Origin of the sequence: Nitrosomonas oligotropha, from assembly GCF_009833085.1 — a bacterium.
GTDB lineage: Bacteria > Pseudomonadota > Gammaproteobacteria > Burkholderiales > Nitrosomonadaceae > Nitrosomonas > Nitrosomonas oligotropha.
This window is the reverse complement of record NZ_QRBZ01000016.1, coordinates 1-25,745: the sequence shown is the minus strand read 5'-3', so window position 1 is coordinate 25,745 and position 25,745 is coordinate 1. Positions and strand designations below refer to the sequence as shown.

Annotated in this window: 25 protein-coding genes; 21 read left to right on the top strand and 4 right to left on the bottom strand. The window is 46.9% G+C overall.

Going from position 1 to position 25,745, the window contains the following annotated elements; all coding sequences use genetic code 11:
• Window positions 1-126: 126 nt before the first annotated feature.
• A complete protein-coding gene (glnE, locus tag ABD07_RS05740; RefSeq protein WP_160817507.1) occupies window positions 127-2,931 on the bottom strand; it encodes a bifunctional [glutamate--ammonia ligase]-adenylyl-L-tyrosine phosphorylase/[glutamate--ammonia-ligase] adenylyltransferase in 2,805 nt (934 codons plus the stop codon).
• Window positions 2,932-3,202: 271 nt separating this feature from the next.
• Between glnE and ABD07_RS05735 the strand changes: the two genes are divergently transcribed.
• From ABD07_RS05735 to ABD07_RS05695, 9 genes are all read left to right on the top strand, one after another.
• Window positions 3,203-4,030, top strand: coding sequence for a carbon-nitrogen hydrolase family protein (locus tag ABD07_RS05735; RefSeq protein WP_164502771.1), 828 nt, complete (start codon window positions 3,203-3,205; stop codon window positions 4,028-4,030).
• A gap of 26 nt (window positions 4,031-4,056) precedes the next feature.
• The gene (gene tldD, locus ABD07_RS05730) at window positions 4,057-5,529 is read left to right on the top strand and encodes a metalloprotease TldD (protein WP_160817505.1); all 1,473 of its coding nucleotides are present in this window, start codon (window positions 4,057-4,059) and stop codon (window positions 5,527-5,529) included.
• Between the two features lie 64 nt (window positions 5,530-5,593).
• Window positions 5,594-7,297, top strand: coding sequence for an acetolactate synthase 3 catalytic subunit (locus ABD07_RS05725; protein ID WP_160817504.1), 1,704 nt, complete (start codon window positions 5,594-5,596; stop codon window positions 7,295-7,297).
• A gap of 8 nt (window positions 7,298-7,305) precedes the next feature.
• Entirely contained in the window at window positions 7,306-7,797 is a 492-nt protein-coding gene (ilvN, locus tag ABD07_RS05720; RefSeq protein ID WP_108698750.1) for an acetolactate synthase small subunit, read from the top strand.
• Window positions 7,798-7,918: 121 nt separating this feature from the next.
• The gene (gene ilvC, locus ABD07_RS05715; RefSeq protein WP_108698749.1) at window positions 7,919-8,935 is read left to right on the top strand and encodes a ketol-acid reductoisomerase; all 1,017 of its coding nucleotides are present in this window, start codon (window positions 7,919-7,921) and stop codon (window positions 8,933-8,935) included.
• Window positions 8,936-9,005: 70 nt separating this feature from the next.
• Window positions 9,006-9,671, top strand: coding sequence for a phosphatidylserine decarboxylase (locus ABD07_RS05710; protein ID WP_160817503.1), 666 nt, complete (start codon window positions 9,006-9,008; stop codon window positions 9,669-9,671).
• 138 nt (window positions 9,672-9,809) lie between these two features.
• On the top strand, window positions 9,810-10,583 hold the full coding sequence (pssA, locus tag ABD07_RS05705) for a CDP-diacylglycerol--serine O-phosphatidyltransferase (RefSeq protein ID WP_108698747.1): 774 nt from the start codon (window positions 9,810-9,812) through the stop codon (window positions 10,581-10,583).
• A gap of 229 nt (window positions 10,584-10,812) precedes the next feature.
• Entirely contained in the window at window positions 10,813-12,345 is a 1,533-nt protein-coding gene (locus ABD07_RS05700) for a 2-isopropylmalate synthase (RefSeq protein WP_160817502.1), read from the top strand.
• A gap of 25 nt (window positions 12,346-12,370) precedes the next feature.
• Window positions 12,371-12,871 carry a TlpA family protein disulfide reductase gene (locus tag ABD07_RS05695; protein ID WP_240142435.1) on the top strand — a complete coding sequence of 167 codons (501 nt, stop codon included), beginning with the start codon at window positions 12,371-12,373 and terminating at the stop codon, window positions 12,869-12,871.
• 26 nt (window positions 12,872-12,897) lie between these two features.
• On the opposite strand, the gene ABD07_RS05690 is transcribed toward ABD07_RS05695, so the two are convergent.
• Window positions 12,898-13,488 carry a lytic transglycosylase domain-containing protein gene (locus ABD07_RS05690; protein WP_108698745.1) on the bottom strand — a complete coding sequence of 197 codons (591 nt, stop codon included), beginning with the start codon at window positions 13,486-13,488 and terminating at the stop codon, window positions 12,898-12,900.
• Window positions 13,476-15,185 (bottom strand): proline--tRNA ligase, encoded by a 1,710-nt coding sequence (locus ABD07_RS05685; protein WP_160817501.1) that lies wholly within the window; start codon window positions 15,183-15,185, stop codon window positions 13,476-13,478. Before ABD07_RS05685 ends, ABD07_RS05690 begins: the two co-directional genes overlap by 13 nt.
• 209 nt (window positions 15,186-15,394) lie before the next feature.
• Between ABD07_RS05685 and ABD07_RS05680 the strand changes: the two genes are divergently transcribed.
• The 10 genes from ABD07_RS05680 (at window position 15,395) to ABD07_RS05635 (ending at window position 24,297) form a co-directional block, all read left to right on the top strand.
• Entirely contained in the window at window positions 15,395-15,967 is a 573-nt protein-coding gene (locus ABD07_RS05680; RefSeq protein WP_108698743.1) for an RNA pyrophosphohydrolase, read from the top strand.
• Window positions 15,968-16,132: 165 nt separating this feature from the next.
• Window positions 16,133-17,125, top strand: coding sequence for a cytochrome-c peroxidase (locus tag ABD07_RS05675; RefSeq protein WP_132427626.1), 993 nt, complete (start codon window positions 16,133-16,135; stop codon window positions 17,123-17,125).
• Window positions 17,126-17,382: 257 nt separating this feature from the next.
• Entirely contained in the window at window positions 17,383-17,628 is a 246-nt protein-coding gene (gene hfq / locus ABD07_RS05670) for an RNA chaperone Hfq (RefSeq protein WP_108698741.1), read from the top strand.
• The gene (gene hflX / locus ABD07_RS05665; RefSeq protein WP_160817500.1) at window positions 17,628-18,815 is read left to right on the top strand and encodes a GTPase HflX; all 1,188 of its coding nucleotides are present in this window, start codon (window positions 17,628-17,630) and stop codon (window positions 18,813-18,815) included. Before hfq ends, hflX begins: the two co-directional genes overlap by 1 nt.
• A 21-nt stretch (window positions 18,816-18,836) precedes the next feature.
• On the top strand, window positions 18,837-20,027 hold the full coding sequence (gene hflK / locus ABD07_RS05660) for an FtsH protease activity modulator HflK (RefSeq protein ID WP_160817499.1): 1,191 nt from the start codon (window positions 18,837-18,839) through the stop codon (window positions 20,025-20,027).
• On the top strand, window positions 20,028-20,903 hold the full coding sequence (gene hflC / locus ABD07_RS05655) for a protease modulator HflC (protein WP_090319593.1): 876 nt from the start codon (window positions 20,028-20,030) through the stop codon (window positions 20,901-20,903). It abuts the gene before it with no gap.
• Between the two features lie 127 nt (window positions 20,904-21,030).
• Window positions 21,031-21,300 (top strand): DUF2065 domain-containing protein, encoded by a 270-nt coding sequence (locus ABD07_RS05650; protein ID WP_420813501.1) that lies wholly within the window; start codon window positions 21,031-21,033, stop codon window positions 21,298-21,300.
• 42 nt (window positions 21,301-21,342) lie between these two features.
• Window positions 21,343-22,494 carry an ATP phosphoribosyltransferase regulatory subunit gene (locus ABD07_RS05645; RefSeq protein WP_160817498.1) on the top strand — a complete coding sequence of 384 codons (1,152 nt, stop codon included), beginning with the start codon at window positions 21,343-21,345 and terminating at the stop codon, window positions 22,492-22,494.
• A gap of 35 nt (window positions 22,495-22,529) precedes the next feature.
• On the top strand, window positions 22,530-23,825 hold the full coding sequence (locus tag ABD07_RS05640) for an adenylosuccinate synthase (RefSeq protein WP_160817497.1): 1,296 nt from the start codon (window positions 22,530-22,532) through the stop codon (window positions 23,823-23,825).
• A 22-nt stretch (window positions 23,826-23,847) separates the two neighbouring features.
• The gene (locus ABD07_RS05635) at window positions 23,848-24,297 is read left to right on the top strand and encodes a GNAT family N-acetyltransferase (protein ID WP_108698736.1); all 450 of its coding nucleotides are present in this window, start codon (window positions 23,848-23,850) and stop codon (window positions 24,295-24,297) included.
• Here the strand turns inward: ABD07_RS05635 and ABD07_RS05630 are convergent.
• Window positions 24,290-24,637 (bottom strand): BAR domain-containing protein, encoded by a 348-nt coding sequence (locus tag ABD07_RS05630; protein WP_160817496.1) that lies wholly within the window; start codon window positions 24,635-24,637, stop codon window positions 24,290-24,292. The two genes, ABD07_RS05635 and ABD07_RS05630, sit on opposite strands and share 8 nt — an antisense overlap.
• 172 nt (window positions 24,638-24,809) lie before the next feature.
• On the opposite strand from ABD07_RS05630, the gene ABD07_RS05625 reads away from it, so the two are divergent.
• Together ABD07_RS05625 and rpsT are read left to right on the top strand one after the other, a co-directional pair.
• The gene (locus ABD07_RS05625) at window positions 24,810-25,199 is read left to right on the top strand and encodes a hypothetical protein (protein ID WP_240142434.1); all 390 of its coding nucleotides are present in this window, start codon (window positions 24,810-24,812) and stop codon (window positions 25,197-25,199) included.
• Between the two features lie 176 nt (window positions 25,200-25,375).
• Window positions 25,376-25,642: a 30S ribosomal protein S20 gene (gene rpsT, locus ABD07_RS05620; protein WP_160817554.1), complete on the top strand. Its 267-nt coding sequence runs from the start codon at window positions 25,376-25,378 to the stop codon at window positions 25,640-25,642.
• Window positions 25,643-25,745: the final 103 nt, after the last annotated feature.

Genomic DNA, 25,745 nt, shown 5'->3' with positions numbered 1-25,745 from the left:
CTATGCCAGAATTTTAATTCTGAAAATGTTTTATGTAATCTTTATTAATTTATAAAGTTGTATTTGATACTTGAGATTGTTTCGAGGATTAGGAATGCCTCATGTTTTGTATGGATTTTACAGGGATCAGAATTCATTTTGTTGATGACCAAATGCTTCCTCCCATAATGCCAGCACCGCCATGCGATCATCTTTCAAATGACCGCCTTCCACCCGGGTGAATTTCTGAGTTTGCCCATCGATGGGCGCATTACCGGTCATGTCCACATCGCCATTCAATCGTAAGCGGTGTTGAATGCGCCGGAATTCCCGGTATGCGGAGCGTACTTTGTCAGCGGCATCCTGGGAAATCAGTCCCAATTCACCAGCGAGTTTCAGTAGTGCGATATTGCCGATGTTGCCCGTTAATTGAGGGTATCGGGAAGAATAACCCAGCACAAGATACTGCACGATGAATTCCACATCGATAATACCGCCGCGATCGTGTTTGATGTCGAACAGCGTGGTTGGATTGGGATGGACATCCAGCATTTTCTCGCGCATTTTCAGAATCTCCTGCTTGAGTTCGCCAAGATTGCGCGGTTTGCACAGAATTTCCTTGCGCGTATGCTCGAATGCCGCGCCCACTGGCTGATCGCCCGCGATGAAGCGGGCCCGGGTCAATGCCTGGTGTTCCCATACCCAAGCTTGTTCGCGCTGGTATTGCGCGAAAGCTTCTATCAAACTGACCAATAATCCGGAAACGCCATTAGGGCGTAAACGCAGATCCGTTTCGTACAATAGTCCTGCCGATGTGTGGCGCGTGAGCCAGGCATTGATGCCTTGTCCGAGCTTGGTATAGATCTCCGCGGCATCGGGATGATCGTCCTCATAAAGAAAAATCAGATCGAGGTCGGAAGCATAACCGAGTTCTTTGCCGCCCAACTTGCCATAACCGATGATCGCAAACGCGGGTTCCGCCCGGTGGCGTCTTTTCAGACCGGACCAAGCCAAATTCAGCACCGTATCCAGCATCAGATCAGCTAATGCAGTCAGATGATCGCTGAGTGTTTCGAGCAGCAATGAACCTTCCAAGTCGGTGACCAGCAGGCGGAATACCTGGGCGTGTTGAAAGTGACGTAAAACGTCCATTTGCCACTCGATGACATCATCCTTCGGGTTGTTGACATGATTGAGCTGATAAACGAGCTCGTCGTGGAGCGCATCCCAATCGGGGACGGGGTGCGGCGATTCCTGTCGCAGTAATTCATCCAACAGAATAGGGTGCCGTCCGAGATAATCGCTTGCCCACTGGCTGATGCTGGCCAGCTCCGCTACGCGATGCAGCGTGTGCGGATGTTCCAGCAGCAGCGCCAGATACGAGCCTTGCGGGCTGATCATTTCCATCAATTTAAGCATGCGTTCCAATGTGGATTCAACCGGTGGCAACCCGGCTACCGCTTCAATCAGCATGGGAATCAACGTATTGATTTGCTGGCGATTGGTTTCGTGCAGTTGATGATAGAAACTGCTCTGGTAAAACAACCGCAGCCGCTCCGAAATTCTGACCGGATCGGTGAAGCCGAGTGTGCTGAGTTGCGTGGTTGCGGCTTCGGTTTGCGAAACATCCTGGTTTTCCGCTTGCCACAGATTGACTAGTGTGTCATGCACGGGCGATTTCCTGGGAGTGGCAAAAATGAGCTCAAAGTGACGCGTTACGTTCTTCCGGTGGATATCCAGCTGTTGCATGAAGCCGGCATAATCGGAAAATCCCATGGCCGTGGCGATCAAATTTTGATCGCTCGCATTCAGCGGCAGCGTTTGTGTTTGTTGATCGTCCAGATACTGGAGGCGATGTTCCAGCTTGCGCAGGAAATGATACGCATCGGTGAGCTGCGTGATAACTTCTGACGGGAGTTGTTGTTTTTTTTGCAAGCGCTGTAAGACCCCGAGTGTCGGGCGTATACACAAGTCGACATCGCGCCCGCCGCGAATCAATTGAAAAACCTGTGTGATGAATTCAATTTCACGAATACCGCCAGGCCCCAATTTAATATTGTCGTGCATTTCGCGGCGCTCGACTTCCTTGCGCAGTTGCGCATGTAAATTGCGCATCGATTCGTATGCGCTGAAATCCAGGTATTTGCGGAAAACGAAAGGCCTGACAATTCTTTCCATCAGCACCGATTCAGCGTCTGTGCCGGCATGATTGGTGATAACCCGTCCCTTGATCCAGGCATGGCGCTCCCATTCCCGTCCTTGCTTGATGAAATATTCTTCCAGCATGGAAAAGCTGATCGCTAAAGGGCTGTTTTCACCGTGCGGACGTAATCGCATGTCAACCCGGAATACATAGCCATCGATAGTCAAATCATTGAGGCTGGCGATCAGCTTGCGTCCAAGACGGGCAAAAAATTCATGATTTGAAATCGGCTTGGCGCCATCGGTCTCGCCATCTTCGGGATAAACAAAAATCAAATCAACGTCCGATGATACATTCAGTTCACCACCGCCCAGTTTGCCCATGGCTACCACCAGCAAATGCTGGATGGCGTTGCTGTTTTCCCCCCTCGGGAATCCGAAGCGATCCGGTTGCGTCAGCCAGATTTCATGATGTTGCAAAGCAAAATTGATCGTGACTTCGGCGAGATCGGTCATGCTGGACATGACTTCAAACAAATCGGCCTGTCCGCTGATGTCGCGCACGGCGAGCCTTAGTATGACTTGTTTGCGCAGATCGCGCAGGATCTGATGCAAAGCTTCTTCGTGGGTGATTTTGCCAGCTTGCGAATTAAGAAAAGCCTGCATCTCCTCTCTGCGGAAGGGCCGTTGCAGCGTTTCCTGCAGCGCGATTTTCCGCATCGGTTCGCTGTCCAATATGCGCTGTGCATAGCGGCTGAAAGGTAATGCGGCGGCGAGGGTTACAGCGGATGGGTGAACGGTCATGGGCATAATCAGGGGGGTAAAGGCTATAGAATAGCAAAGCAATTTAGATTAAGCATAAATCAAAATAGAACGTTATCAGAGTAAATGCTAGAATCAAGCCTGTACAGCAGAGATCTTTATTTTCTATATGATAGTTAAATAAAAAGAAAATCGCTTAATGTAACGGTAATTTAAAAAGGGATTTGCTCACGGTGTTGATTATTGGTTGATTCATTCTAAAAATCAGAACAGTCGGACAACTATGTTAAACAATACCACTAAACAGCAACAAGCAAAGATGGAAAACAAAAAACATAAAGGCTTTCGTGTCGCCGCCATTCAAATGGCATCGGGTCCGAGCGTGTCTGCCAATCTGGAAGAAGCTACGCGCTTGATCGAGGATGCAGCATCGCAGAAAGCTGAACTAGTAGTATTGCCGGAGTATTTTTGCATCATGGGCATGAAGGATACTGATAAGCTGGCGGTCCGGGAACAACCGGGCGACGGACAAATTCAGAGATTTCTCAGTGATACGGCAAAACGGCTGGGTATTTGGCTGGTGGGCGGATCAGTGCCATTGGCATCATCCGAACCCGATAAAGTCTATAATAGCTGTTTGGTTTATGCGGATAACGGCAAGCAGGTCGCGCGCTACGATAAAATTCATCTGTTTGGTCTGCAACTCGGTCATGAACATTACGCCGAGGAGAAAACCATTAAGGCGGGAAACAAAGTAGTGACGGTCGATTCGCCCTTTGGCCGTATCGGTTTATCGATATGCTACGATTTGCGGTTTCCGGAATTATTCCGCTTGATGAATAATGTTGATATTATTCTGGCGCCTGCGGCGTTTACGGCGATTACCGGAAAAGCGCACTGGGAAGTGCTGGTTCGTGCGCGCGCGGTTGAAAATATGGCTTATGTGATTGCACCCGGACAAGGCGGTTATCATGTCAATGGACGTGAAACCAATGGTGACAGTATGATCGTTGATCCCTGGGGGGTTGTCATTGAACGGCTGCCGCGCGGTTCCGGAGCCGTAGTGGCGACAATCGATCCGGAGTACCAAACCAGCTTGCGCACCAATTTACCCGCGCTCGATCACCGGATTTTACAGCCATGTTGATCAAAACGATTGATAGAACAGCATAAATGACAGCCGAATATATGACAGAGTCAAAGGATTTTCTTGCGATTGCCGATCGCTGCTTGTTGTCGCCTTACGATATCGATACAAGCGGATTGCAACATGTATTGGGGCAGATACTGACGCATAAAATCGATTATGCTGATCTTTATTTTCAGTATTGCCGCTCCGAAGGCTGGATGCTGGAAGAAGGTATTGTTAAATCGGGCAGCTTCAACATTGAGCAAGGTGTCGGTGTCCGCGCGGTCTGCGGAGAAAAAACCGGATTTGCTTATTCCGACGATATCAGTATGCCTGCACTTGTATCAGCTGCCAAGGCAACACGGGCGATTGCCAATCAAGGCAGTATGCAGCCGGCTCAAATTGGGAAACGTAATGCAATAGACCAGCGGTCACAGCTTTATTTACCCGAAGATCCGATAGCGAGCCTTAAGGATGCGGATAAGGTGGCGCTACTGGAAAGACTGGAACGCATTACCCGGCAGCTTGACCGGCGTGTAACTCAAGTGGTGGCATCGCTTGCTGGTGAGTATGAAGTGATCCTGGTGACGCGCAGTGACGGATTGGTCGCGGCCGATGTAAGACCGCTGGTCCGTTTGTCGGTGCAAGTGATCGCGGAAGAAAACGGCCGCCGCGAGCAAGGCGTAGCCGGTGGCGGCGGACGCTTCAGTTATGCTTATTTTACCGATGAGATTTTGCACGATTATGCAAAAAAAGCTGTTCATCAAGCCACAGTCAATCTGGATGCCCGTCCGGCGCCGGCTGGCACGATGACGGTAGTTTTAGGAAGCGGCTGGCCTGGAATCTTGTTGCATGAAGCAATCGGTCATGGATTGGAAGGGGATTTCAACCGCAAAGGCAGCTCGGCTTTCTCCGGGCGAGTCGGTGAACGCGTTGCGGCTCCCGGTGTGACGGTTGTCGATGACGGAACGATTCCGCGGCGGCGCGGGTCGTTAAATATCGATGACGAAGGTAATCCGACACAATGTACTGTATTGATAGAAGATGGCATACTGAGAGGCTATTTGCAGGATAGTCTGAACGCCCGCTTGATGGATTTGCCGGTGACCGGCAATGGCCGCCGTGAATCGTTCGCGCATATTCCCATGCCGCGCATGACGAATACGTATATGTTGAACGGTGACAAAGATCCGGCGGAAATTATCGCTTCGGTGAAACATGGTTTGTATGCGGCGAACTTTGGCGGCGGTCAGGTTGATATCACCAGCGGAAAATTTGTTTTCTCAGCCGCTGAAGCCTATATGATTGAAGATGGTAAAATCACCTATCCGGTTAAAGGAGCAACCTTAATCGGTAACGGGCCTGATGTATTGACCCGGGTTTCCATGATAGGCAACGATATGCTGCTGGATCCGGGTGTCGGGACTTGCGGTAAAGAAGGTCAAAGCGTGCCGGTGGGCGTCGGGCAGCCGACATTACGTATCGATGGATTGACTGTCGGCGGGACAGGAATTTGACGTTGCGATGATGACTGAGAATTTTTTTATAACTTGTTGAAATTGATATTGGGATGCAGAAAGCATGAGTGTGGAATTAACCGGTGCTGAAATTACGATACGTTGTCTGCAGGAAGAGGGCGTGCAATGTATTTTCGGCTATCCTGGCGGTGCGGTGTTATTTATTTACGATGAATTGTTCAAGCAGGATAAAGTCCGGCATATATTAGTGCGCCATGAACAGGCTGCGGTACATGCCGCCGATGGCTATGCGCGTTCCAGCAATAAAGTGGGCGTGGCGCTGGTGACATCAGGCCCGGGGGTTACCAATGCGGTAACGGGTATTGCCACCGCTTATATGGACTCGATTCCGATGGTGGTGATCAGCGGACAGGTACCTACCAGTGCAATTGGATTGGATGCCTTTCAGGAAGTTGATACGGTGGGTATCACACGCCCCTGCGTTAAACATAATTTTCTGGTGAAAGATGTCAGCGAATTGGCACTGACCATTAAAAAAGCTTTCTATATCGCTTCTACAGGCCGCCCTGGCCCGGTATTGGTGGATATACCCAAAGATGTTTCGCAACAAAAAACCAAGTTCGAATATCCGGACAAGATTAGCATGCGGTCCTACAATCCCGTGACCAAAGGGCATACACGGCAAATTAAGAAAGCCGCCGAACTGATTCTCAGCGCCAAGCGTCCGGTGGTGTATGCGGGTGGCGGGGTGATCTTAAGTGATGCTGCGCCGCAATTGACCGAATTGACGCAAATGCTGAATTTCCCCTGCACCAATACGCTGATGGGATTGGGCGGATATCCCGCGACCGATAAGCAATCGCTGGGTATGCTGGGTATGCATGGCACGTATGAAGCGAACATGGCGATGCAGTATTGCGACGTTCTGATAGCCGTGGGCGCCCGTTTTGACGATCGCGTCATTGGCAATCCGAAGCACTTTTTCAATGAAAACAGGAAGATTATTCATATCGATATTGACCCGTCTTCCATTTCAAAACGCGTCAAAGTGGATGTGCCGATCGTAGGTGATGTACTGGACGTGTTGAAAGAACTAATCAAGCTACTCAAAGCCGAGAAAGAAAAGCCGGATCAAACCGCATTGAAAGAATGGTGGAAACAGATCGAGTTGTGGCGTGAGCGGGATTGTCTGAAATTTGACCGGAGCAGCAAAATCATCAAACCGCAGATGGTGATTGAGAAATTATTCAATGTCACCAAGGGCGATGCGTTTATTACTTCAGATGTCGGACAGCATCAAATGTGGGCCGCGCAGTTTTATAAATTCGATAAACCGCGCCGTTGGATCAATTCCGGCGGACTGGGCACGATGGGATTCGGCATGCCTGCCGCGATGGGGGTGCAGCTCGCTAATCCTAAAGGAAAAGTGGCGTGTATTACCGGTGAAGCCAGTATTCAGATGTGTATCCAGGAATTGTCAACGTGTAAACAGTACAAGCTGCCGCTGAAAATCATTAATTTGAATAATCGCTATATGGGCATGGTCAGGCAGTGGCAAGAGTTTTTCCACGGTAACCGCTATGCGGAATCCTACATGAACGCGCTACCCGATTTTGTTAAGCTGGCTGAGAGTTACGGTCATGTCGGAATGAAGATTGAAAAGCCGGAAGATGTCGAAGATGCGCTGAAAGAAGCATTCAAACTGAAAGATCAGCTGGTGTTCATGGACTTTATTACCGATCAGACCGAAAACGTATTCCCTATGGTGCCGGGCGGCAAAGGTCTTTCTGAAATGATTCTGGTGTAGAAAAATAAATGCGACATATTATTTCTTTATTGATGGAAAATGAGGCGGGTGCTTTGTCTCGTGTAGCAGGCCTGTTTTCGGCGCGTGGTTATAATATTGAATCACTTTCAGTTGCGCCTACCGAGGATCCCACTTTGTCGCGGATGACGCTGGTAACGATCGGATCGGATGAAGTCGTGGAGCAAGTGACCAAGCAGCTGAATAAACTGATTGAAGTGGTCAAAATCATCGATTTGAATGACGGCAATCATATCGAACGCGAACTGATGCTGGTCAAAATCCGCGCAGTAGGCCCGGATCGAGAGGAAATCAAACGGCTGGCCGAAATTTTCCGCGGTTCCATCATCGATGTGACCGACAAGTCTTATACCATTGAGTTAACGGGCACCAGCTCGAAATTGGACGCGTTTCTTGAAGCCATCGAACGCAGCGCGGTTCTTGAAACTGTCCGTACAGGCGCCTCCGGCATAGGACGCGGAGAATGGATTTTGAAGGTATAATCCGCATTTGCTGATTAATCCCCGGTCTTGAGGTTGGTAATCCAGAGTAATCAATCCGTGAAAATAGTATTCACTCTAGTGCTCGCCAGTTTCTATCCTATTTTTGTTTAAAAGGAAAATAATGAAAGTTTATTACGATAAAGATGCAGATCTCTCTCTGATTAAAGGAAAGAAAGTAACCATATTAGGCTATGGTTCGCAAGGGCATGCACATGCTAACAATTTGAGTGAATCCGGTGTGAAAGTGACCGTCGGTCTGCGTAAAGGCGGGTTATCCTGGGGCAAAGCGGAAAAAGCGGGTTTGACGGTGATGGAAGTGACCGAAGCCGTTAAAGATGCCGATGTCGTCATGATTTTGTTGCCCGATGAGCAAATTGGATCGGTATATAAAAGAGAAATCGAACCTGGTTTGAAAAAAAATGCGACAGTGGCTTTTGCGCATGGTTTTAGCGTGCATTATGGGCAAGTGACGCCGCGTGAAGATCTGGATGTGATCATGATTGCGCCCAAAGGCCCAGGTCATTTGGTGCGCTCGACTTATTTACAAGGTGGAGGTGTACCCTCACTGATCGCCGTGCATCAGAACAAATCCGGTAAAGCACGAGATCTGGCGCTTTCTTACGCAGCCGCTAACGGGGGTACCCGTGGTGGTGTAATCGAAACCAGCTTCCGGGAAGAAACAGAAACCGATTTGTTTGGTGAACAAGTCGTGTTATGCGGCGGCTTAACCGCGTTGATTCAGGCGGGTTTTGAAACTTTAGTGGAAGCCGGTTATGCGCCGGAAATGGCTTATTTCGAGTGTTTGCACGAAGTTAAGCTGATTGTCGATCTGATTTATGAAGGCGGTATCGCCAATATGCGCTACTCCATTTCCAACAACGCGGAATACGGTGATGTGTCACGCGGACCGCGCATTATTACCGATGAGACACGCGCGGAAATGCGGAAAATTCTGCGTGAGATCCAAACCGGTGAGTATGCGCGCGAGTTCATTCTGGAAAATCAGGCCGGTGCACCGGTGCTTAAATCAAGCCGCCGCATAGCATCGGAGCATCCAATTGAGCAAGTAGGCGCGAAGCTGCGCGATATGATGCCTTGGATCAAGAAGAATAAATTGGTTGACCAAGGGAAAAACTAAAGAATCACCATATTCTTTACAATTCCGGTTGTGGTTTTTTTACCTTTTAAGTTTTTGTTGTAATTAATTTATGGCTTATTATCCTCACCCTATTATCGCTCGCGAGGGCTGGCTGCATATTGTGATCGCATTTGCTGTCGCAATTTGCGCAACAGCATACCTTGACTGGCTTTGGGCGCTCCCGTTTTGGGTGATCGCCCTGTTTGTTTTGCAGTTCTTTCGCGACCCACCGCGAGAAGTGCCAGCGGATCGTAATGCCATATTGGCGCCGGCGGATGGCAGAATCGTCGCTGTAGAAAAAACGCAGGATCCTTATCTGGATCGTGAGGCGCTCAAAATTAGCGTATTTATGAATGTGTTTAACGTGCATTCCAACCGTAGTCCGGTTGACGGTGAGGTGCGTGACAAATGGTATTTTCCGGGTAAATTTGTCAACGCGGATTTGCCCAAGGCTTCACTGGAGAATGAGCGCAATGCGTTATGGATCAAAACCGATCGTGGCGCGGATGTAACCTGTGTGCAAGTGGCCGGGTTGATTGCAAAGCGTATACTTTGTCACGTATCGCCCGGTGAGCATTTGGCGCGCGGCCAGCGTTTCGGCTTTATCAGATTCGGTTCGCGCGTGGATGTGTATCTGCCGCTGAATACAAAAATTAATGTCAATATCGGTGACAAAGTGTCGGCGACACTCACCGTGTTGGCGGAATTTCGTGAAGAAACCAAAGCGGTGGCTTGAAGGAGCGCGTGTTTCATTCTTTGTATCAGCGCTTCAGAATCATAGTCGGCATTGAATCAAGCTTTCATGGGATTCCTGTCATTCGTTTTCAGTCGAGTGGATTTTCCGTTTTCGTATTCTTATAGTTAAGCGCTCATAATGTCCGATTCTCTGCCAGAACGAACTGTACTTAAAGCCCGGCTACGGCGGCGTGGCATCTATCTGTTGCCCAATTTATTTACAACGGCCGCGCTATTCGCCGGGTTTTATGCCATTGTGCAGGCGATGAACGGAAATTTTGAATATTCGGCTATCGCGGTATTCATTGCCATGGTGCTGGATGGATTGGATGGCCGGGTAGCGCGATTGACGGGTACCCAAAGTGAGTTTGGCGCCGAATACGATAGTTTGTCGGACATGGTTTCTTTCGGTGTTGCACCGGCATTGATTGTGTATGAATGGGCATTGAAGGAGATGGGGCAATGGGGTTGGATCATTGCATTCATTTATTGCGCGTGTGCCGCATTGCGGCTTGCGCGCTTCAATACCAACATCGAAGTGGTCGATAAACGTTTCTTTCAAGGCTTGCCCAGTCCCGCTGCTGCGGCATTGATTGCAGGATTGGTTTGGGTAACGATTAATTTTCAGGTGCAAGGAAGCGATATTAAGGGACTGGCTTCCATTGTGACTTTGTTTGCCGGTTTGACGATGGTTAGCAATATTCCATACTATAGCGGTAAGGAGTTTAATTTACGCCGCCGCGTGCCGTTTTTTACAGTTCTGTTATTGGTGCTGTTCTTTTTCGTTCTGATTCCGAGCCATCCACCGCTGGTCTTATTCATTTTGTTCGCGGCTTACGCATTTTCCGGTTATTTTGTGAAGCTATGGAGATTCGGCAGAAGTAAAAAAAATAGTGAGACACCCGGTACCTGAAGATTACCTATTGCATCACAAGGAAAAACTATTTATATTCCCGCCCATCATGTTTTCTAAGCACTTTATTCAATCATTGTATTTTGTTACAGCTTCCGTAGTTCTACCGGAACTGCTGCTGCGCCTTGCGCGCTAAAATTTTCTCCCCCTATTTCCCTTTCTTCCCTATAAAATTCGCATCACGAGTTTTATTATTCATTAAGGTTTTCTTCCTCAAGTGGAGAGCATAATGCAAGAGCATTTGATTATTTTTGATACGACGTTACGTGACGGTGAGCAAAGTCCTGGCGCATCCATGACGAAAGAAGAGAAGGTGCGCATTGCTTGGCAACTGGAGCGCATGGGTGTCGATGTCATTGAAGCCGGTTTCCCCGCGGCTTCCAACGGAGATTTTGAAGCAGTCAGAGCAGTTGCCGACTCGGTTAAAGACAGTGTCGTGTGCGGTTTGGCGCGGGCGATCGAAGCGGATATTCAACGTGCCGGTGAAGCATTGAAAGGCGCGCAATCGGCTCGCATTCATACCTTCATTGCAACGTCGCCTATTCATATGAAGAATAAGCTGCGCATGTCGCCTGATCAGGTGATCACACAGGCGGTGAAAGCAGTGAAATGGGCGCGCCAATATACCGATAACGTTGAGTTTTCTCCAGAAGACGCCGGACGGTCGGAAATTGATTTTCTCTGTCAGATATTGGAAGCCGTGATTGACGCCGGTGCAAAGACATTGAATATTCCGGATACGGTTGGCTATACGATGCCCGATCAATTCGGCAGGCTGATTCATAATCTGCGTGAGCGCATACCCAATTCCGATAAAGCGATCTTTTCGGTTCATTGCCATAATGACTTAGGATTGGCTGTGGCCAATTCATTGACTGCTGTGATGAATGGCGCGCGTCAAGTTGAATGCACGATCAACGGCCTGGGAGAACGCGCAGGCAACGCTGCGCTGGAAGAGATCGTGATGGCAGTGCGTACGCGTCAGGATTATTTCCCCTGCGATACAAAAATCGATACCACGCATATCGTAGCGGCCAGTAAGCTGGTGTCCGGTATTACCGGTTTCCCGGTACAACCCAATAAAGCCATTGTGGGCGCCAATGCTTTTGCACATGAATCCGGAATTCACCAGGATGGTGTGTTGAAGCATCGTGAGACCTACGAAATCATGAGAGCGGAAGATGTCGGCTGGGGCGCGAATAAATTATTGCTGGGCAAACACTCAGGCCGTAATGCTTTTCGTAACCGATTGATGGAATTAGGGATCGAACTGGAATCCGAAGAAATGCTCAATAACACGTTCATGCGTTTCAAGGAGCTGGCGGATAAGAAGCATGAAATCTTCGATGAGGACTTGCAAGCGCTGGTTTCTGATGAAGTGCTGGTGTTGCAGGAGCGTTACCGCCTTTTATCACTCACCGTACATTGTGAAACCGGTGAAGTGCCGTATGCGCGCATCGTGATTTCCGATGATGGCAAGGAAATGCGTGCCGAGTCTCAAGGCAGCGGTCCTGTGGATGCCACTTTCCGCGCGATTGAAACATTGCTGATCAGCGAAGCTAAGCTGCAACTGTTCTCGGTGAACAATATTACCAGCGGAACCGATGCACAAGGCGAAGTGACTGTGCGGTTGCAGAAATCCGACCGGATCGTAAACGGGCATGGCTCCGATACGGATATCGTTGTCGCTTCGGCGAAGGCTTATCTGAGCGCGCTGAATAAACTGCACAGCAAGCTGGAGCGGGCTCATCCGCAGGTATAACCGGCTGGGATGATGAATCAATAAAATGGAAACTCTGCACAAGATGATGAAACGTAACGTCACAGTATTATTTTGTTTGATCGCCTTGCTGTTGAGTTTCCCCGTGCAAGCGTTTCAGTTCCGAGATACAACCGGGAAAATTCATAAGCTTGCGGATTATAAAGGGCGCTGGGTGCTGGTCAATTTCTGGGCGACGTGGTGCCCGCCCTGTTTGAAGGAAATTCCCGATTTGATCGCACTGTATGAACAACGTAAGGATGTGATAGTGATCGGGGTTGCGATGGATGTGGATGATCCGAAAGTAGTGATGGATTTTGTGAAATCCATGTCCATTACCTATCCCATTGTGTTAGGTGACCGGAAAATCGCTTCCCAGCTGGATGACGTTTCGCTATTGCCCAGCACCTATTTCTTTGATCCGGAGGGGAATCCGGCTGCGCGTCAGCAGGGGATTATTTCGCGCGAGAGTATTGAAGAGTTTATTGAGTCAAAATCAAACAAAAAAAGCCTTAATCAAAAACACTGATATGGCCAACTGCTCATTCTATCCGGTCAGGATGCCGAATAGCGCCATACCGTCTGCCATTTGTTGAACACCAATTGCGGGTAGGCGGCTTCTCCGAGACTGCCATTGTATCGTCCCAATGCACGAAAATAGTCGCCTTTTTCCTTATTCAGATAATGGCGCAGAATGGTGCAGCCGTAACGCAAATTTACCCGCATATGAAACAGATTGTGATCTTGATGACCGATGGCGCCAGTCCAGAATGGCATGACTTGCATGTAGCCACGTGCACCGGCATGTGAAACGGCATATTTTTTAAAACCGCTTTCGACTTGAATGACGCTTAACACCAGTTGAGGATCCAACCCAGCCCGTGTTGCTTCGTAATAAACCGTTCTTAGAAATTCCTCCCGCTCGATGAGATCCGGTATGTATTTTTCCAACCGGCGGCTCATGTTGATCAGCCAGGTTACGCTGTCTGCTACAGCGGCATATTCGATATACGAAGCCGCTTGATCGCTTTTCTCATGAAAAGTGATGGTTTGAGTACTGGCAGACAGCTGTTCATACTGCAAATTGTTGGCATGAATGAAACTGGATGAGAATAATAAGAAGACTGTACCGATTAGTTTTTGCATAGCTTGGCCGTTATGAATGAAAAAATTTCATCAATGTGTACCGCTTGTGAAGCTTCATCTTTTCGTCCTTGATATTCAATGGTCGATTGCTTGAGTCCTCGTTCGCCGACAACAATCCGGTGCGGAATGCCGATGAGCTCCATATCGGCAAACATGACGCCGGGGCGCTCATCGCGATCGTCCAAGAGTACCTCGATCTGTGCAGCGGTGAACTGCTGGTAGAGTTTTTCCACGGTATCTTTGACGAGAGCGCTTTTTTGCAGACCGATGGGTACGATCGTAAGTTGAAAAGGTGCAATGGTTTCGGGAAAAATAATACCATGCTCATCGTGATTCTGTTCGATGGCAGCCGCGACAATGCGTGAGATACCGATACCATAGCAACCCATTTCCATATTTTGAGTTTGGCCTGATTCGTCGAGATAGTTGGCATTCATGATTTCGGAATATTTGGTACGCAATTGAAAAATATGACCCACTTCAATGCCGCGGCAAATTTCCAGTTTACCTTTGCCGTCCGGAGAATCATCGCCCGGAACAACATTGCGGATATCAAAGACATGATCGGGTAATTTGAGGTCGCGTGCGAAGTTTACTTTTGTTAAATGAAAACCTTCCGCATTAGCGCCGCAGACAAAATTACTCATATTCATGACCGCTTGATCGGCAATCACATGAGCCTCTAAACCGACAGGGCCGATATATCCGGGCACTGTTCCAGTGGTGCGTAGAATATCCTCTTCAGTGGCCATCTGAAACCCGGATAAAAAGGGTATTTTTCTTACTTTTAATTCGTTGAGCTGATGATCACCCCGTAGCAGTAAAAGAAATATTTCATCATTGGCTTTGACAGCTAGCGTTTTGACGGTATTTTGCAGGGGGATTTTTAAAAATTCGGCAACTTCGGCGCAGGTTTTTTTACCGGGGGTCGCCACTTTTTGCATATCGCCATCCGGTGTTCCGCGTTCTTGTTGAGCAAATAATGCGTTCGCTAATTCGATATTGGCGGCATAGTCCGAATCAGGGCAGAACGCGATGGCATCCTCCCCGGAATCCGCTAGGACATGAAACTCATGGGAGCCACTGCCGCCGATGGCGCCGGTGTCGGCGGCAACGGCACGGAATTTGAGTCCAAGACGGGTGAAAATGCGGCTGTAAGTTTCATACATGCGCTGATACGTTTGCATCAAACTATTTTCATCGGTATGGAATGAATAAGCATCCTTCATGATAAATTCGCGCGCACGCATGACACCGAAGCGCGGCCGGATTTCATCGCGGAATTTTGTTTGAATTTGATAAAAATTGAGGGGTAGCTGGCGGTAGCTTTTAATTTCTTTGCGCGCGATGTCGGTGATAATTTCTTCGTGCGTGGGACCAAAACAAAAATCATGCTCATGCCGATCCTTGATTTTTAACATTTGCGGCCCAAAAACATCCCAGCGGCCGGTTTCCTGCCATAATTCCGCCGGTTGTATGGCGGGCATGAGCACTTCGATGGCGCCGCTTTTGTTCATTTCCTCCCGCACGATATTCTCTATTTTACGTAATACCCTTAAACCTAATGGCATCCAAGTATACAATCCGCTCCCCAAACGCTTAATGAGTCCGGCGCGGAGCATGAGTTTGTGACTGATGAGCTCCGCTTCGGCGGGAGCTTCTTTAAGCGTTGAAATGAAAAATTGCGAAACGCGCATGAAGGGATTCCATTATGAAAATAAAATTGTAGCGATTTTACCTTGAAATACTTGGTTAAGTGGGAATTAGTCCTTATATGAGGAATAAGTAATTTAGTTGAGAGTGATGAAAATGCTGGAGCGCTAGGATTTTTATTCTTCGGGCACTTTCAATCTAAAGAAAAGTATGAAAAAATCCACCCATTTGATGGGTCAAATGAGTATTCCATATGATTGACCGAAATGGATATCGCCCCAATGTCGGTATTATCCTCCTGAACTCAAAAAATGAGGTATTCTGGGGCAAGCGTATTAGACAAAATTCTTGGCAATTTCCTCAAGGTGGCATTAAGTCGGGAGAAAGTCCCGAACAGGCCATGTATCGGGAATTAAGCGAGGAGATCGGGTTGCGCCCAAATCACGTAGAGATTGTTGGGCGCACGCGGGATTGGTTGCGGTACGAGGTTCCTGACCGTTGGATCCGGAGGGAATGGCGGGGAAATTACAAGGGGCAAAAACAGATTTGGTATTTGCTGCGCTTGATCGGACGCGATAGTGATGTTTCATTACGCAGGAGCGCGCACCCTGAATTCGATGCCTGGCGCTGGAATCAATATTGGGTCGAATTGGAGTCGGTTGTTGAATTCAAACGCAAAGTATATAAGCAAGCGCTCACGGAACTGTCGCGCTTGTTAAAAACGGATTCTTGCCCAAACCAAAGTATCGGGGCGGGGTATGATCAAAAAATTCTGCCTAAGGAATCGAGGGAGATCCTGGCTGATCAACTGGAAGTAAACGAATAGTTCGTCTGAGAGTTTTGCAGGGTTTTTAAGTGGCTCTGCAAGTAACAGGAACGCAGTTAGGCCGTTCCGCTTTTTTACAAATTCCCATGTGTGGGTGTTTCATCAGGCGTATTCGGCTGCGCCATCACAGCCGTTTTTTTATTTATTTACTTATGGAGAATACCGATGAAGATACGTGCAATGGTTGCGTCGCTGTTATCGATTGGCGCTCTTGTCACTTCGATTAATGTTTCAGCCAATGAACCTATTCAGCCCATTAAAGCCGCAAAAGTAGCAAATGCTGATGTGGTTGAACTGGGTAAGATGCTGTTTTTCGATCCCCGTCTGTCAAAATCAGGATTTATTTCGTGTAACTCTTGCCATAATTTGAGCATGGGCGGAACGGATAATATTCCCACCTCAATCGGCCATAAATGGCAGCAAGGTCCGATTAATGCGCCAACCGTCCTTAATGCCAGCATGAACTTGGCGCAATTCTGGGATGGGCGTGCTAAGGATCTGAAAGAGCAAGCCGGCGGCCCAATTGCCAATCCAGGCGAAATGGCTTCAACTCATAAAGTGGCTGTCGAAGTGCTGCAATCCATTCCTCAGTACCGTGCTCATTTCGCAAAAGCATTTGGTTCCGATCAGGTTGATATTGACCGGGTAACCACCGCGATTGCCGCTTTTGAAGAAACACTTGTTACACCGGGATCGCGTTTCGATAAATGGCTGGAAGGTGACAAGAAAGCATTGAATGCTCAAGAAGTGGAAGGTTACGAATTATTCAAGAGCAGCGGTTGTGCCGGTTGTCATAATGGCCCGGCGGTTGGCGGCGCGCTTTATCAGAAATTCGGCGTGCATCATCCTTATAAAACCGCAAGCAAAGCGGAAGGAAGAAAAGCGGTCACTGGAAAAGATACTGACTTGAATGTTTTCAAAGTACCGACTTTGCGCAATATTGAATTGACCTATCCCTACTTTCATGATGGCGCGGCAGCGACATTGGAAGACGCTGTAAAAACCATGGGTAAAATTCAGCTGGACCGTGATTTCAATAAGAAAGAAATTGATAGCATCGTTGCTTTCTTAAAAACGTTAACCGGTGATCAACCTGATATTAAAGTGCCGGTTTTACCACCTTCCAATAATAATACCCCAAGACCTGTACCGTTCTAATAATGGGTTGTTTGCTGAAAAATAAGCAATTTTAATATTGAAACAAAACCGGGGAATCAATATCCAGGCATTCGGGGTGTGAACAAACAATCCGAATGCCTGTGAACCGCCAATTTGGTAAGTGATGCTATGGGCAGTAGTTGATTTAGATGAATATGGCGACTCTACTGTATTAGTGCAATCAGGTATAGATTTACAGCAAAAAATAAAGTAGAGTCACTATTCCGATAACCAATAATTAGAATAGGGAGTTACCCATGGGTAACAAGGGACAGTTACTGCAAGATCCGTTTTTGAATATATTACGGAAAGAGCATATTCCGGTATCGATATATCTAGTGAATGGTATTAAATTACAAGGACAGATTGATTCATTTGATCAATATGTTGTGTTGTTGAAAAACTCGGTTACGCAAATGGTATACAAACATGCGATTTCTACGGTAGTGCCTGCAAGAGCCGTTACTATTCCCATTGAAACATTGGATACACGTGATGCCTGATGCTTGAATCAGGTATGGATAAAGCGAATGCTGCCGTTGCAGCAATACTGGTTGGTATTGATTTTGGCAGTAGTACTCATGCTGATAGCTTGCAGGAATTGCAGCAACTGGCAATCAGCGCAGGACTCCAAGTTGTGGCGGTTCTGGAAGGGAAGCGTTCGCGGCCTGACCCGACAACTTATATTGGTAGCGGTAAAGTCGACGAGATTGCACTGCTGATCTCGTCAAATAACGCTACACTCGTTGTATTTAATCATGATTTATCTCCAGCTCAGCAGCGCAATTTATCTTTACGATTGAATTGTAACGTCATTGACCGCACCAGTCTGATTTTAGACATATTTGCTCAGCGGGCTAAAAGTCATGAAGGCAAGTTACAAGTGGAACTTGCACAGCTAGAACATTTGGTGACGCGTCTTGTGCGGGGTTGGACTCATTTGGAGCGGCAAAAAGGCGGTATCGGTTTGCGTGGTCCGGGTGAAACGCAATTGGAAACAGATCGCCGCTTGATCCGGAAGCGTGTTAAATTGCTCAAAGAGAAACTCGCAACCCTGCAGCGCCAGCGTGCTGTGCAGAGGCGCTCAAGGCAGCGTACTAATGTACTGTCGGTATCGATTGTTGGTTATACCAATGCAGGGAAATCGACTTTATTTAATAAGTTGACTCGCGCACAAGCGTATGCCGCCGATCAATTGTTTGCCACACTGGATACGACGACACGGAAATTATTTCTTGCAGAAGGAGGACCGGTAGTCATTTCGGATACGGTAGGATTCATTCGGGAACTACCTCACACCTTGGTGGCAGCTTTTCGTGCGACACTTGAAGAAACTGTGCAAGCCGATATCTTGTTGCATGTTATCGATGCCAGCAGCCCTAACCGGGATGAGCAAATTGAAGAAGTGAATAAGATTTTAAAAGAGATTGGCGCCGATACGATTCCGCAAATTTTAATCTTCAATAAGATTGATCTGACTGACTCGGCAGAAGCTAGTAAAGGTTGCACGCGTGACGAATATGATAGAATATCCCGCATTCGTTTAAGTGCAAAAACTGGTGAAGGAATAGCACTTGTAAGGCAGGCATTGACAGAAGCAGTAGTAGAAAACTCTAAGAAATTATATGAAGAACCTACAGATATTCCGAAAATAACTGGAGATTGTGCTACGGTACAAGAACTTTTTTGAACGAACAAAACAGGAATTATTATGGGATTAAATGATCCACAATGGGGAAAAAACAAAGGTGATTCTGGTCCACCGGATCTGGATGATGTACTGCGTAATGTCAACAAAAAGATCAATAATATATTCGGGCAAAAAAAGGGCGGCGGAGGTGATGATGGCTCTGGTTCTAACACTCCAAGTCCTAAGCCGCAAAGTGGAAGTAGCATTGCAATGATTCTTGGTTTGCTTGCGGTGGTTTGGTCGGCAAGCGGATTTTATATCGTGGATGAAGGGCAGAGAGGCGTTGTGCTGCGTTTCGGCCAGTATGTTGATACCGCGCCGGCAGGTTTGCGATGGCATATCCCTTATCCGGTCGAGAAAGTGGAACTGGTGAACGTCAGTCAAGTCCGCACGGTTGAAATTGGTTATCGTAACAATGTGCGCAGTAAAGTATTGCGGGAATCATTAATGTTAACCGATGATGAAAACATCATCGATATCCAATTTGCGGTGCAATACATATTGAATAATCCGGAGTATTTCCTCTTCAAGAATAGAAATCCTGACGAAGCTGTTTTGCAAGCGGCTGAAACGGCAATCCGGCAAGTAATTGGTAAAAGTAAAATGGACTATGTTCTTTACGAAGGCCGTGAGCAAGTTGCAGCTAATGCAACGCAATTAATGCAGAAGATTTTGGATCGTTATGAGATCGGTATTTCGATCAGTAGAGTGACGATGCAAAACGCGCAGCCGCCTGAGCAAGTTCAAGCAGCTTTTGATGACGCTGTTAAGGCAGGACAAGACAGAGAACGGCAAAAGAATGAAGGCCAAGCTTACGCCAATGATGTGATTCCAAGAGCAGTGGGTAATGCGGCTCGATTGATTCAGGAGTCAGAGGGTTATAAACAACGTGTAATTGTCAGTGCGGAGGGCGATGCCAGCCGTTTTGAACAAATTCTTGCTGAATATAGCAAAGCACCAAAAGTTACGCGTGAACGTTTATATCTGGATATGATGCAGCAAGTGCTTTCTAATACCAGCAAGATTATTGTTGATCAGAAAAGCGGCAACAATCTTTTGTACTTGCCATTGGATAAGTTGATTAATATGAGCGGGGCGCCATCATCGGTTTCACCTGTAGCCGTGCAGCCTATGATGCAGGAAGCAACACCTGATGGTAGCAGTGTGCGGGCTCGAGAATCTTTTCGCAGTCGCGAACGGGAGGCAAGATAGATGAAAAGTTTTACATCAGTATTTTCAGGCATTGTTATTGCGATTTTTTTCCTGGGGAGCTCAGCTATTTATGTTGTAGATGAGCGGCAGCAAGCCATTTTGTTCCAGTTGGGTGAAGTTATCGATGTTAAAACCGAGCCCGGTTTATATTTCAAAATTCCAATCGCCCATAATGTGCGTTATTTTGAGAAACGTATTCTGACGATGAATACCGAAGAACCCGAACGTTTTATTACTTCAGAGAAAAAGAACGTTTTGGTGGATTTGTTCGTGAAGTGGCGTATTGTTGATGTAAAACAATATTACATCAGCGTACGGGGTGATGAAGCACTGGCGCAAACACGTTTGGCGCAAACTATCAATGCAAGCTTGCGCGATGAGTTTGGTAACCGCACAGTTCACGACGTGGTTTCGGGTGAACGTGATGTCATTATGGAGATCATGCGCCAGAAAGCGGATAACGATGCTCGCTCTATTGGTGTGGAAGTAGTCGATGTGCGTTTGAAACGTGTCGATCTGCCGCAAGAAGTCAGCGAGTCGGTATTTAGACGTATGGAGGCGGAACGTAAAAGAGTTGCCAATGAATTACGTTCTACCGGTGCGGCCGAATCAGAAAAGATTCGCGCGGATGCCGATAGACAGCGTGAAGTCATCTTAGCTGAAGCGTACCGTGAAGCGCAAAAAACGATGGGTGATGGTGATAGCCAAGCAGCAGCGACTTATGCCACGGCTTTTCAGAAAGATCCGGAATTTTATGCATTCTGGCGTAGTGTCGACGCTTATAAACAATCATTCAAAAATAAGGGGGATATGTTGGTGTTGGAACCTACCTCCGATTTCTTCAAGTATTTGAGAAACCCGGCAGTCAGCAAATAAGTAACGAGGAGTGGTATGGATGAAGGTGTAAATGCAATTTCTGCATTACATACCTAAGTAGTTTTTATGTAACTCGATTATGTAATGACTGAGGAAGAGGTTCTGGAAATCGTAATGGTTCTTGCATATGCGATTTCATCAGAACCTCTTAATTTTTCTGCTTCTTGTAGAGAAATCATGTTGGCACGATCAAACCGGAGTTGTTTTGAATATGTGGGAAACTTTTCTTAGTGCAGTTGCATTGATGTTAATTTTAGAAGGAATGTTACCCTTTCTGTCTCCGCAAACATGGCGGGAGGCTTTTAGAAGACTGACTGAGATTAACGATAATCAGATTCGGTTTGTAGGTTTGACTTCGATGTTAGTCGGATTAATGGTGCTGCTTATCGTCAGTTGATGTTTTTTTATTCTTTTTGTTGACAGCTTGTCAATCATAAATATGCGCAATTGGTTACTTCCGGAATTTGTTGAAGATATATTGCCTGCGGAAGCAATACACATTGAAGGTATGCGCCGCCAGGTCATGGATCTACTGATGGTGCATGGCTATCAACAAGTGGTGCCGCCTTTACTGGAGTATGTCGAATCGTTGCTGACTGGTAGTGGCAGTGACATGGATTTGCATATGTTTAAGGTGATTGATCAGCTAAGTGGCCGCATGATGGGGCTACGTGCCGATATGACACCGCAAGTGGCAAGAATTGATGCGCATTTGTTGAATTTTGAAGGCATTACACGTTTATGTTACGCCAATAGCGTATTGCATACAGTGCCTTCGGGCATAACTAAAACGCGAGAGCCTTTACAAGTAGGCGCAGAGCTTTATGGTCATTCCGGTCTGGAGAGTGACTTGGAAGTTCAGCGGCTTATGTTGCAGTGCTTGGCTGTCTCCGGTGTGAGCGCAATTCAATTGGATCTTGGTCATGTCGCAGTTTTTCGTGGTTTGATTAAAGGCGCGAGTATCTCGCACGAGCTTGAGGCTGAGCTTTACACGGTACTGCAAGCGAAAGATGTATCGACTTTAAAGGAATTGTGTGTGAATTTGCAAAAGCAAACGCGTGAAGCACTATTGCTATTGCCTGAACTATATGGCGATTACAAAGTGCTCGCTGATGCTGCCAGCCGATTACCAGATTATCCGCAAATCAGAGCGGCCCTGAATGAACTGAGCATTGCTAAAGAAGAGCTGAAACCGATTGTCGATGAGATCGCATTCGATTTGGCCGATTTGCGCGGCTATCATTACCATACCGGAATGGTTTTTGCCGCCTATACCAGCGGTTGTTCAAATGCGATTGCTTTGGGCGGGCGTTATGATGAAATAGGCAAAGCATTTGGGCGAGCCCGCCCGGCCACAGGGTTCAGTATGGATTTAAGAGAATTGTCCAGATTGATGAAGCCGCAATCTTATCCAAAGGCAATCAGCGCGCCTTATCAGAAAAAAAACACTGAATTGGAAAGCAAAATCGAGCAATTGCGTAAGTCAGGGCAGATCGTTGTGGTGGAATTGCCGGAGCAAAAAGGCAAATCGCTTGATTGCGACAGGCAATTAATATTGCATGACGGGCAATGGATCGTTAAAGAAATTTAATCATTTGGAAACAGAATTTTTTAGAGATTAGCACTATGACTAAGAATGTTGTCGTCATTGGCACGCAGTGGGGCGATGAAGGAAAAGGCAAGATCGTCGACTGGCTCACGGATCATGCGCAAGGTGTCGTGCGTTTTCAAGGCGGACACAACGCAGGTCACACATTGGTCATCGGCAACAAGAAAACCGTATTGCACCTGATTCCCTCCGGTATTCTGCGTGATACTGTGGTTTGTTATATCGGCAATGGCGTCGTGATTTCGCCGGAGGCGCTGCTCAGTGAAATCGATATGTTGGAGCAAAGTGGAATTGATGTCAGCAACCGATTGCGGATCAGCGAGGCCTGTCCATTAATTTTGCCTTGCCATATTGCTTTGGATAACGCGCGCGAGACTGCCAAGGGTGTCGGAAAAATAGGTACTACGGGACGTGGCATTGGACCGGCTTACGAAGATAAAGTCGCACGGCGGGCTATTCGCTTGCAGGACCTGTTTCACCGCGACCGTTTTGCTGCCAAGCTGGGTGAGATGCTGGATTATCATAATTTCGTGTTGAAAAATTATTTTCAAGCACCGATTATAGATTTTCAAAAAACAATGGATGATGCATTGGCCCAAGCCGAGAGAATCAAACCTATGGTAGCCGATGTTCCGCGATTGTTATTTGAGGCTAATAAAGCAGGAAATAATCTGTTGTTTGAAGGTGCGCAAGGCGCGCTACTTGATGTCGATCATGGCACATATCCTTTCGTCACATCCAGCAATTGCGTGGCTGGTGCCGCAGCTCCGGGGAGTGGAGTCGGACCGCAGATGCTGCATTATGTTCTGGGAATTACCAAAGCCTATACCACGCGGGTTGGGTCAGGACCATTCCCAACAGAACTGGATGACGAAGTTGGCAAGCATCTGGCTAAGCGCGGTCATGAATTTGGATCGACTACTGGACGCCCACGTCGCTGCGGCTGGTTTGATGCGGTCGCGCTGAAACGCTCGATACAAATTAATGGCGTAACAGGATTATGTATTACTAAACTGGATGTATTGGATGGCGTCGAAAGTTTGAATCTTGGTGTTGGCTATAAATTGAGCAATGGCAGCAGCAGCACTATTTTGCCGGTTGGTGCTGACGACCTGGATAACTGTGAGCCAATCTACGAGGAAATACCCGGTTGGTCAGAAAATACGGCTGGAATTAAGGAGTTCACACAGTTACCCAAAGCGGCGCAAAACTATCTGAAACGTCTTGAAGAAGTTTGTGAAATACCGATCGATATGATTTCCACCGGACCGGATAGGGAAGAAACGATTCTGCTACGCCATCCATTTAAATAATGCCGCCTGCCAGAAGTTAATCGTGCGTCATGCTGATGCTGTACAAATCGTTAGTTGGGAAGAAGCGGAGGCTGCTTTGCGAGCAGTACGAACAGTGGTATTTATTCGCGAACAGCAGGTTCCTGAAGAATTGGAGTGGGATGAGTATGATGCAGTCAGCAAGCATGTGCTTGCTTTGAATAACGCCGGTCAACCGGTGGGGACTGCGCGATTATTGCCGGATGGTCATATCGGACGTATGGCGGTATTAAAAGAATGGCGCGGCCAAGGTTTGGGCAGTGCGCTGCTGACAACTTTATTGCAGATATTAATAAGACGGCGCCAGTTTGAGGCGCAATTGCATGCTCAAACGAGCGCTATACCATTCTATAAAAAATTTGGATTCCAAGTTGTGGGAGAAGAATTCATGGAAGCCGGTATTCCACATGTCAAAATGATGCTATCTCTCAAAGAGTCAGCTTTGATTATTTGACCTCCGATGTGCCCCATTCATTTGCCAGCGTATCGGAAGCTTGCTTCCATCGATTAATTGCTTGTTCCATCGCAATTTTGGCTTGCTCCGATTTTCTTTTGGCTGTTTCGGCTTCGCGTTCGGCTTCCATCATTTTTTGCTTAGCTGAGGCCAGTTTTTTCTCGGCAAAAGTAGTGTCTTTGGCCAAAGATTCCGCAGTTTGCTTGGCTTCCATCATTTTTTCATACGCCACACTGGCATTTTTTTGCAGAAGCTCAATGGTTTCGGCATGCGCAAACGAGGCAATCAGAACACTCAGTATGCATAAAGTGGATTTAAATAGTTTTAAATTGAAATTCATGATCATGATTTATGGATCCAAAGTTTTCTGCGTTGCTCTTGGCTCAATCCAAGTTGAGGTAAAATCAGTATAACAAAAAGCAGATATTTCTGTTGATTGCTGTCGATTATCAAATCTTTATTAAAGATGTAAAAAAACATAGTTGAAATAAAATTTTTTCGGGTGAATAAGTATGATGAAAAGTGTAAGAATGTTGTTATCAGTATGTAAAATCAGTGTGAGCTTATTTTTCGGTGCAGTGCTGATTGCCTATGCGACACCTATACTTGCCAATTGCGAAGGCTGTTTATGTCCTGGCGATCCTTGTAATCTTTGTCCGTTGCCAGCTATGGAAAGTGATCGTCCGAAACCAAATGAGCCAGCTCTCTGCGCCAGAATCAGAGAAAAGGTGCCGCCAACCTCGGCTCAGCCAGGATCTAACGAATATTTTCCCAATCTAGACAAATCGGTAATGGTTTGTGTTGATGAAGGTGGTGACGTCATTCGGAATAAACAGCGCAATCCAGAATATCCATCGCGGTTTTATTGCAAACCCCCGCGCGCTATAAAACAGAATCGGTAAGAATCTATCCTTCTGTTCAAGATTATAGTTTTGAAAAATTATCACGATGTGCGGTGATCAATGAAGTGTATTTGAGGTTTATAGATTTACTTCAGGTTTTAGGTAGTTGTGGTTGCAATATAGAAAAAAAGAAAGTAGTATCTAACCCTTTTTCTTTGAAGGAGCTGTGGATTTTTATGGCTAACAGTGCACAAGCAAGAAAGCGTGCGAGACAAGCGGTCAAACGCAGAGAATATAATGTCAGTTTGCGGTCTAAATTACGTACTGCGATAAAATCAGTTAGAAAAGCAATTGGAACAGGAAATAAAGAATTGGCCCAAAATGCTTTCAATAGTTCTTTAGAAACTGTTGATTCAATTGCTGGTAAGGGCATCATTCATAAAAATAAGGCCGCTCGTTACAAAAGCCGATTATCTGCTGCTATCAAGATGCTGAATAGCTAAGAAATAATTAATTTACTTTTCATTTTATAGCGCAAAAATGTAATAAGTAGAGCGATAGCTGGGATGAATCGTGTTTACAGCACCTTGACAGTGCTGAGGTGAC

Coding starts and splice junctions, on each gene's coding strand:
- glnE (WP_160817507.1), bottom strand. CDS start 2,931: ATGCCCATGACCGTTCACCCATCCGCTGTAACCCTCGCCGCCGCATTA.
- ABD07_RS05735 (WP_164502771.1), top strand. CDS start 3,203: ATGGAAAACAAAAAACATAAAGGCTTTCGTGTCGCCGCCATTCAAATG.
- tldD (WP_160817505.1), top strand. CDS start 4,057: ATGACAGCCGAATATATGACAGAGTCAAAGGATTTTCTTGCGATTGCC.
- ABD07_RS05725 (WP_160817504.1), top strand. CDS start 5,594: ATGAGTGTGGAATTAACCGGTGCTGAAATTACGATACGTTGTCTGCAG.
- ilvN (WP_108698750.1), top strand. CDS start 7,306: ATGCGACATATTATTTCTTTATTGATGGAAAATGAGGCGGGTGCTTTG.
- ilvC (WP_108698749.1), top strand. CDS start 7,919: ATGAAAGTTTATTACGATAAAGATGCAGATCTCTCTCTGATTAAAGGA.
- ABD07_RS05710 (WP_160817503.1), top strand. CDS start 9,006: ATGGCTTATTATCCTCACCCTATTATCGCTCGCGAGGGCTGGCTGCAT.
- pssA (WP_108698747.1), top strand. CDS start 9,810: ATGTCCGATTCTCTGCCAGAACGAACTGTACTTAAAGCCCGGCTACGG.
- ABD07_RS05700 (WP_160817502.1), top strand. CDS start 10,813: ATGCAAGAGCATTTGATTATTTTTGATACGACGTTACGTGACGGTGAG.
- ABD07_RS05695 (WP_240142435.1), top strand. CDS start 12,371: ATGGAAACTCTGCACAAGATGATGAAACGTAACGTCACAGTATTATTT.
- ABD07_RS05690 (WP_108698745.1), bottom strand. CDS start 13,488: ATGCAAAAACTAATCGGTACAGTCTTCTTATTATTCTCATCCAGTTTC.
- ABD07_RS05685 (WP_160817501.1), bottom strand. CDS start 15,185: ATGCGCGTTTCGCAATTTTTCATTTCAACGCTTAAAGAAGCTCCCGCC.
- ABD07_RS05680 (WP_108698743.1), top strand. CDS start 15,395: ATGATTGACCGAAATGGATATCGCCCCAATGTCGGTATTATCCTCCTG.
- ABD07_RS05675 (WP_132427626.1), top strand. CDS start 16,133: ATGAAGATACGTGCAATGGTTGCGTCGCTGTTATCGATTGGCGCTCTT.
- hfq (WP_108698741.1), top strand. CDS start 17,383: ATGGGTAACAAGGGACAGTTACTGCAAGATCCGTTTTTGAATATATTA.
- hflX (WP_160817500.1), top strand. CDS start 17,628: ATGCTTGAATCAGGTATGGATAAAGCGAATGCTGCCGTTGCAGCAATA.
- hflK (WP_160817499.1), top strand. CDS start 18,837: ATGGGATTAAATGATCCACAATGGGGAAAAAACAAAGGTGATTCTGGT.
- hflC (WP_090319593.1), top strand. CDS start 20,028: ATGAAAAGTTTTACATCAGTATTTTCAGGCATTGTTATTGCGATTTTT.
- ABD07_RS05650 (WP_420813501.1), top strand. CDS start 21,031: ATGCGATTTCATCAGAACCTCTTAATTTTTCTGCTTCTTGTAGAGAAA.
- ABD07_RS05645 (WP_160817498.1), top strand. CDS start 21,343: ATGCGCAATTGGTTACTTCCGGAATTTGTTGAAGATATATTGCCTGCG.
- ABD07_RS05640 (WP_160817497.1), top strand. CDS start 22,530: ATGACTAAGAATGTTGTCGTCATTGGCACGCAGTGGGGCGATGAAGGA.
- ABD07_RS05630 (WP_160817496.1), bottom strand. CDS start 24,637: ATGAATTTCAATTTAAAACTATTTAAATCCACTTTATGCATACTGAGT.
- ABD07_RS05625 (WP_240142434.1), top strand. CDS start 24,810: ATGATGAAAAGTGTAAGAATGTTGTTATCAGTATGTAAAATCAGTGTG.
- rpsT (WP_160817554.1), top strand. CDS start 25,376: ATGGCTAACAGTGCACAAGCAAGAAAGCGTGCGAGACAAGCGGTCAAA.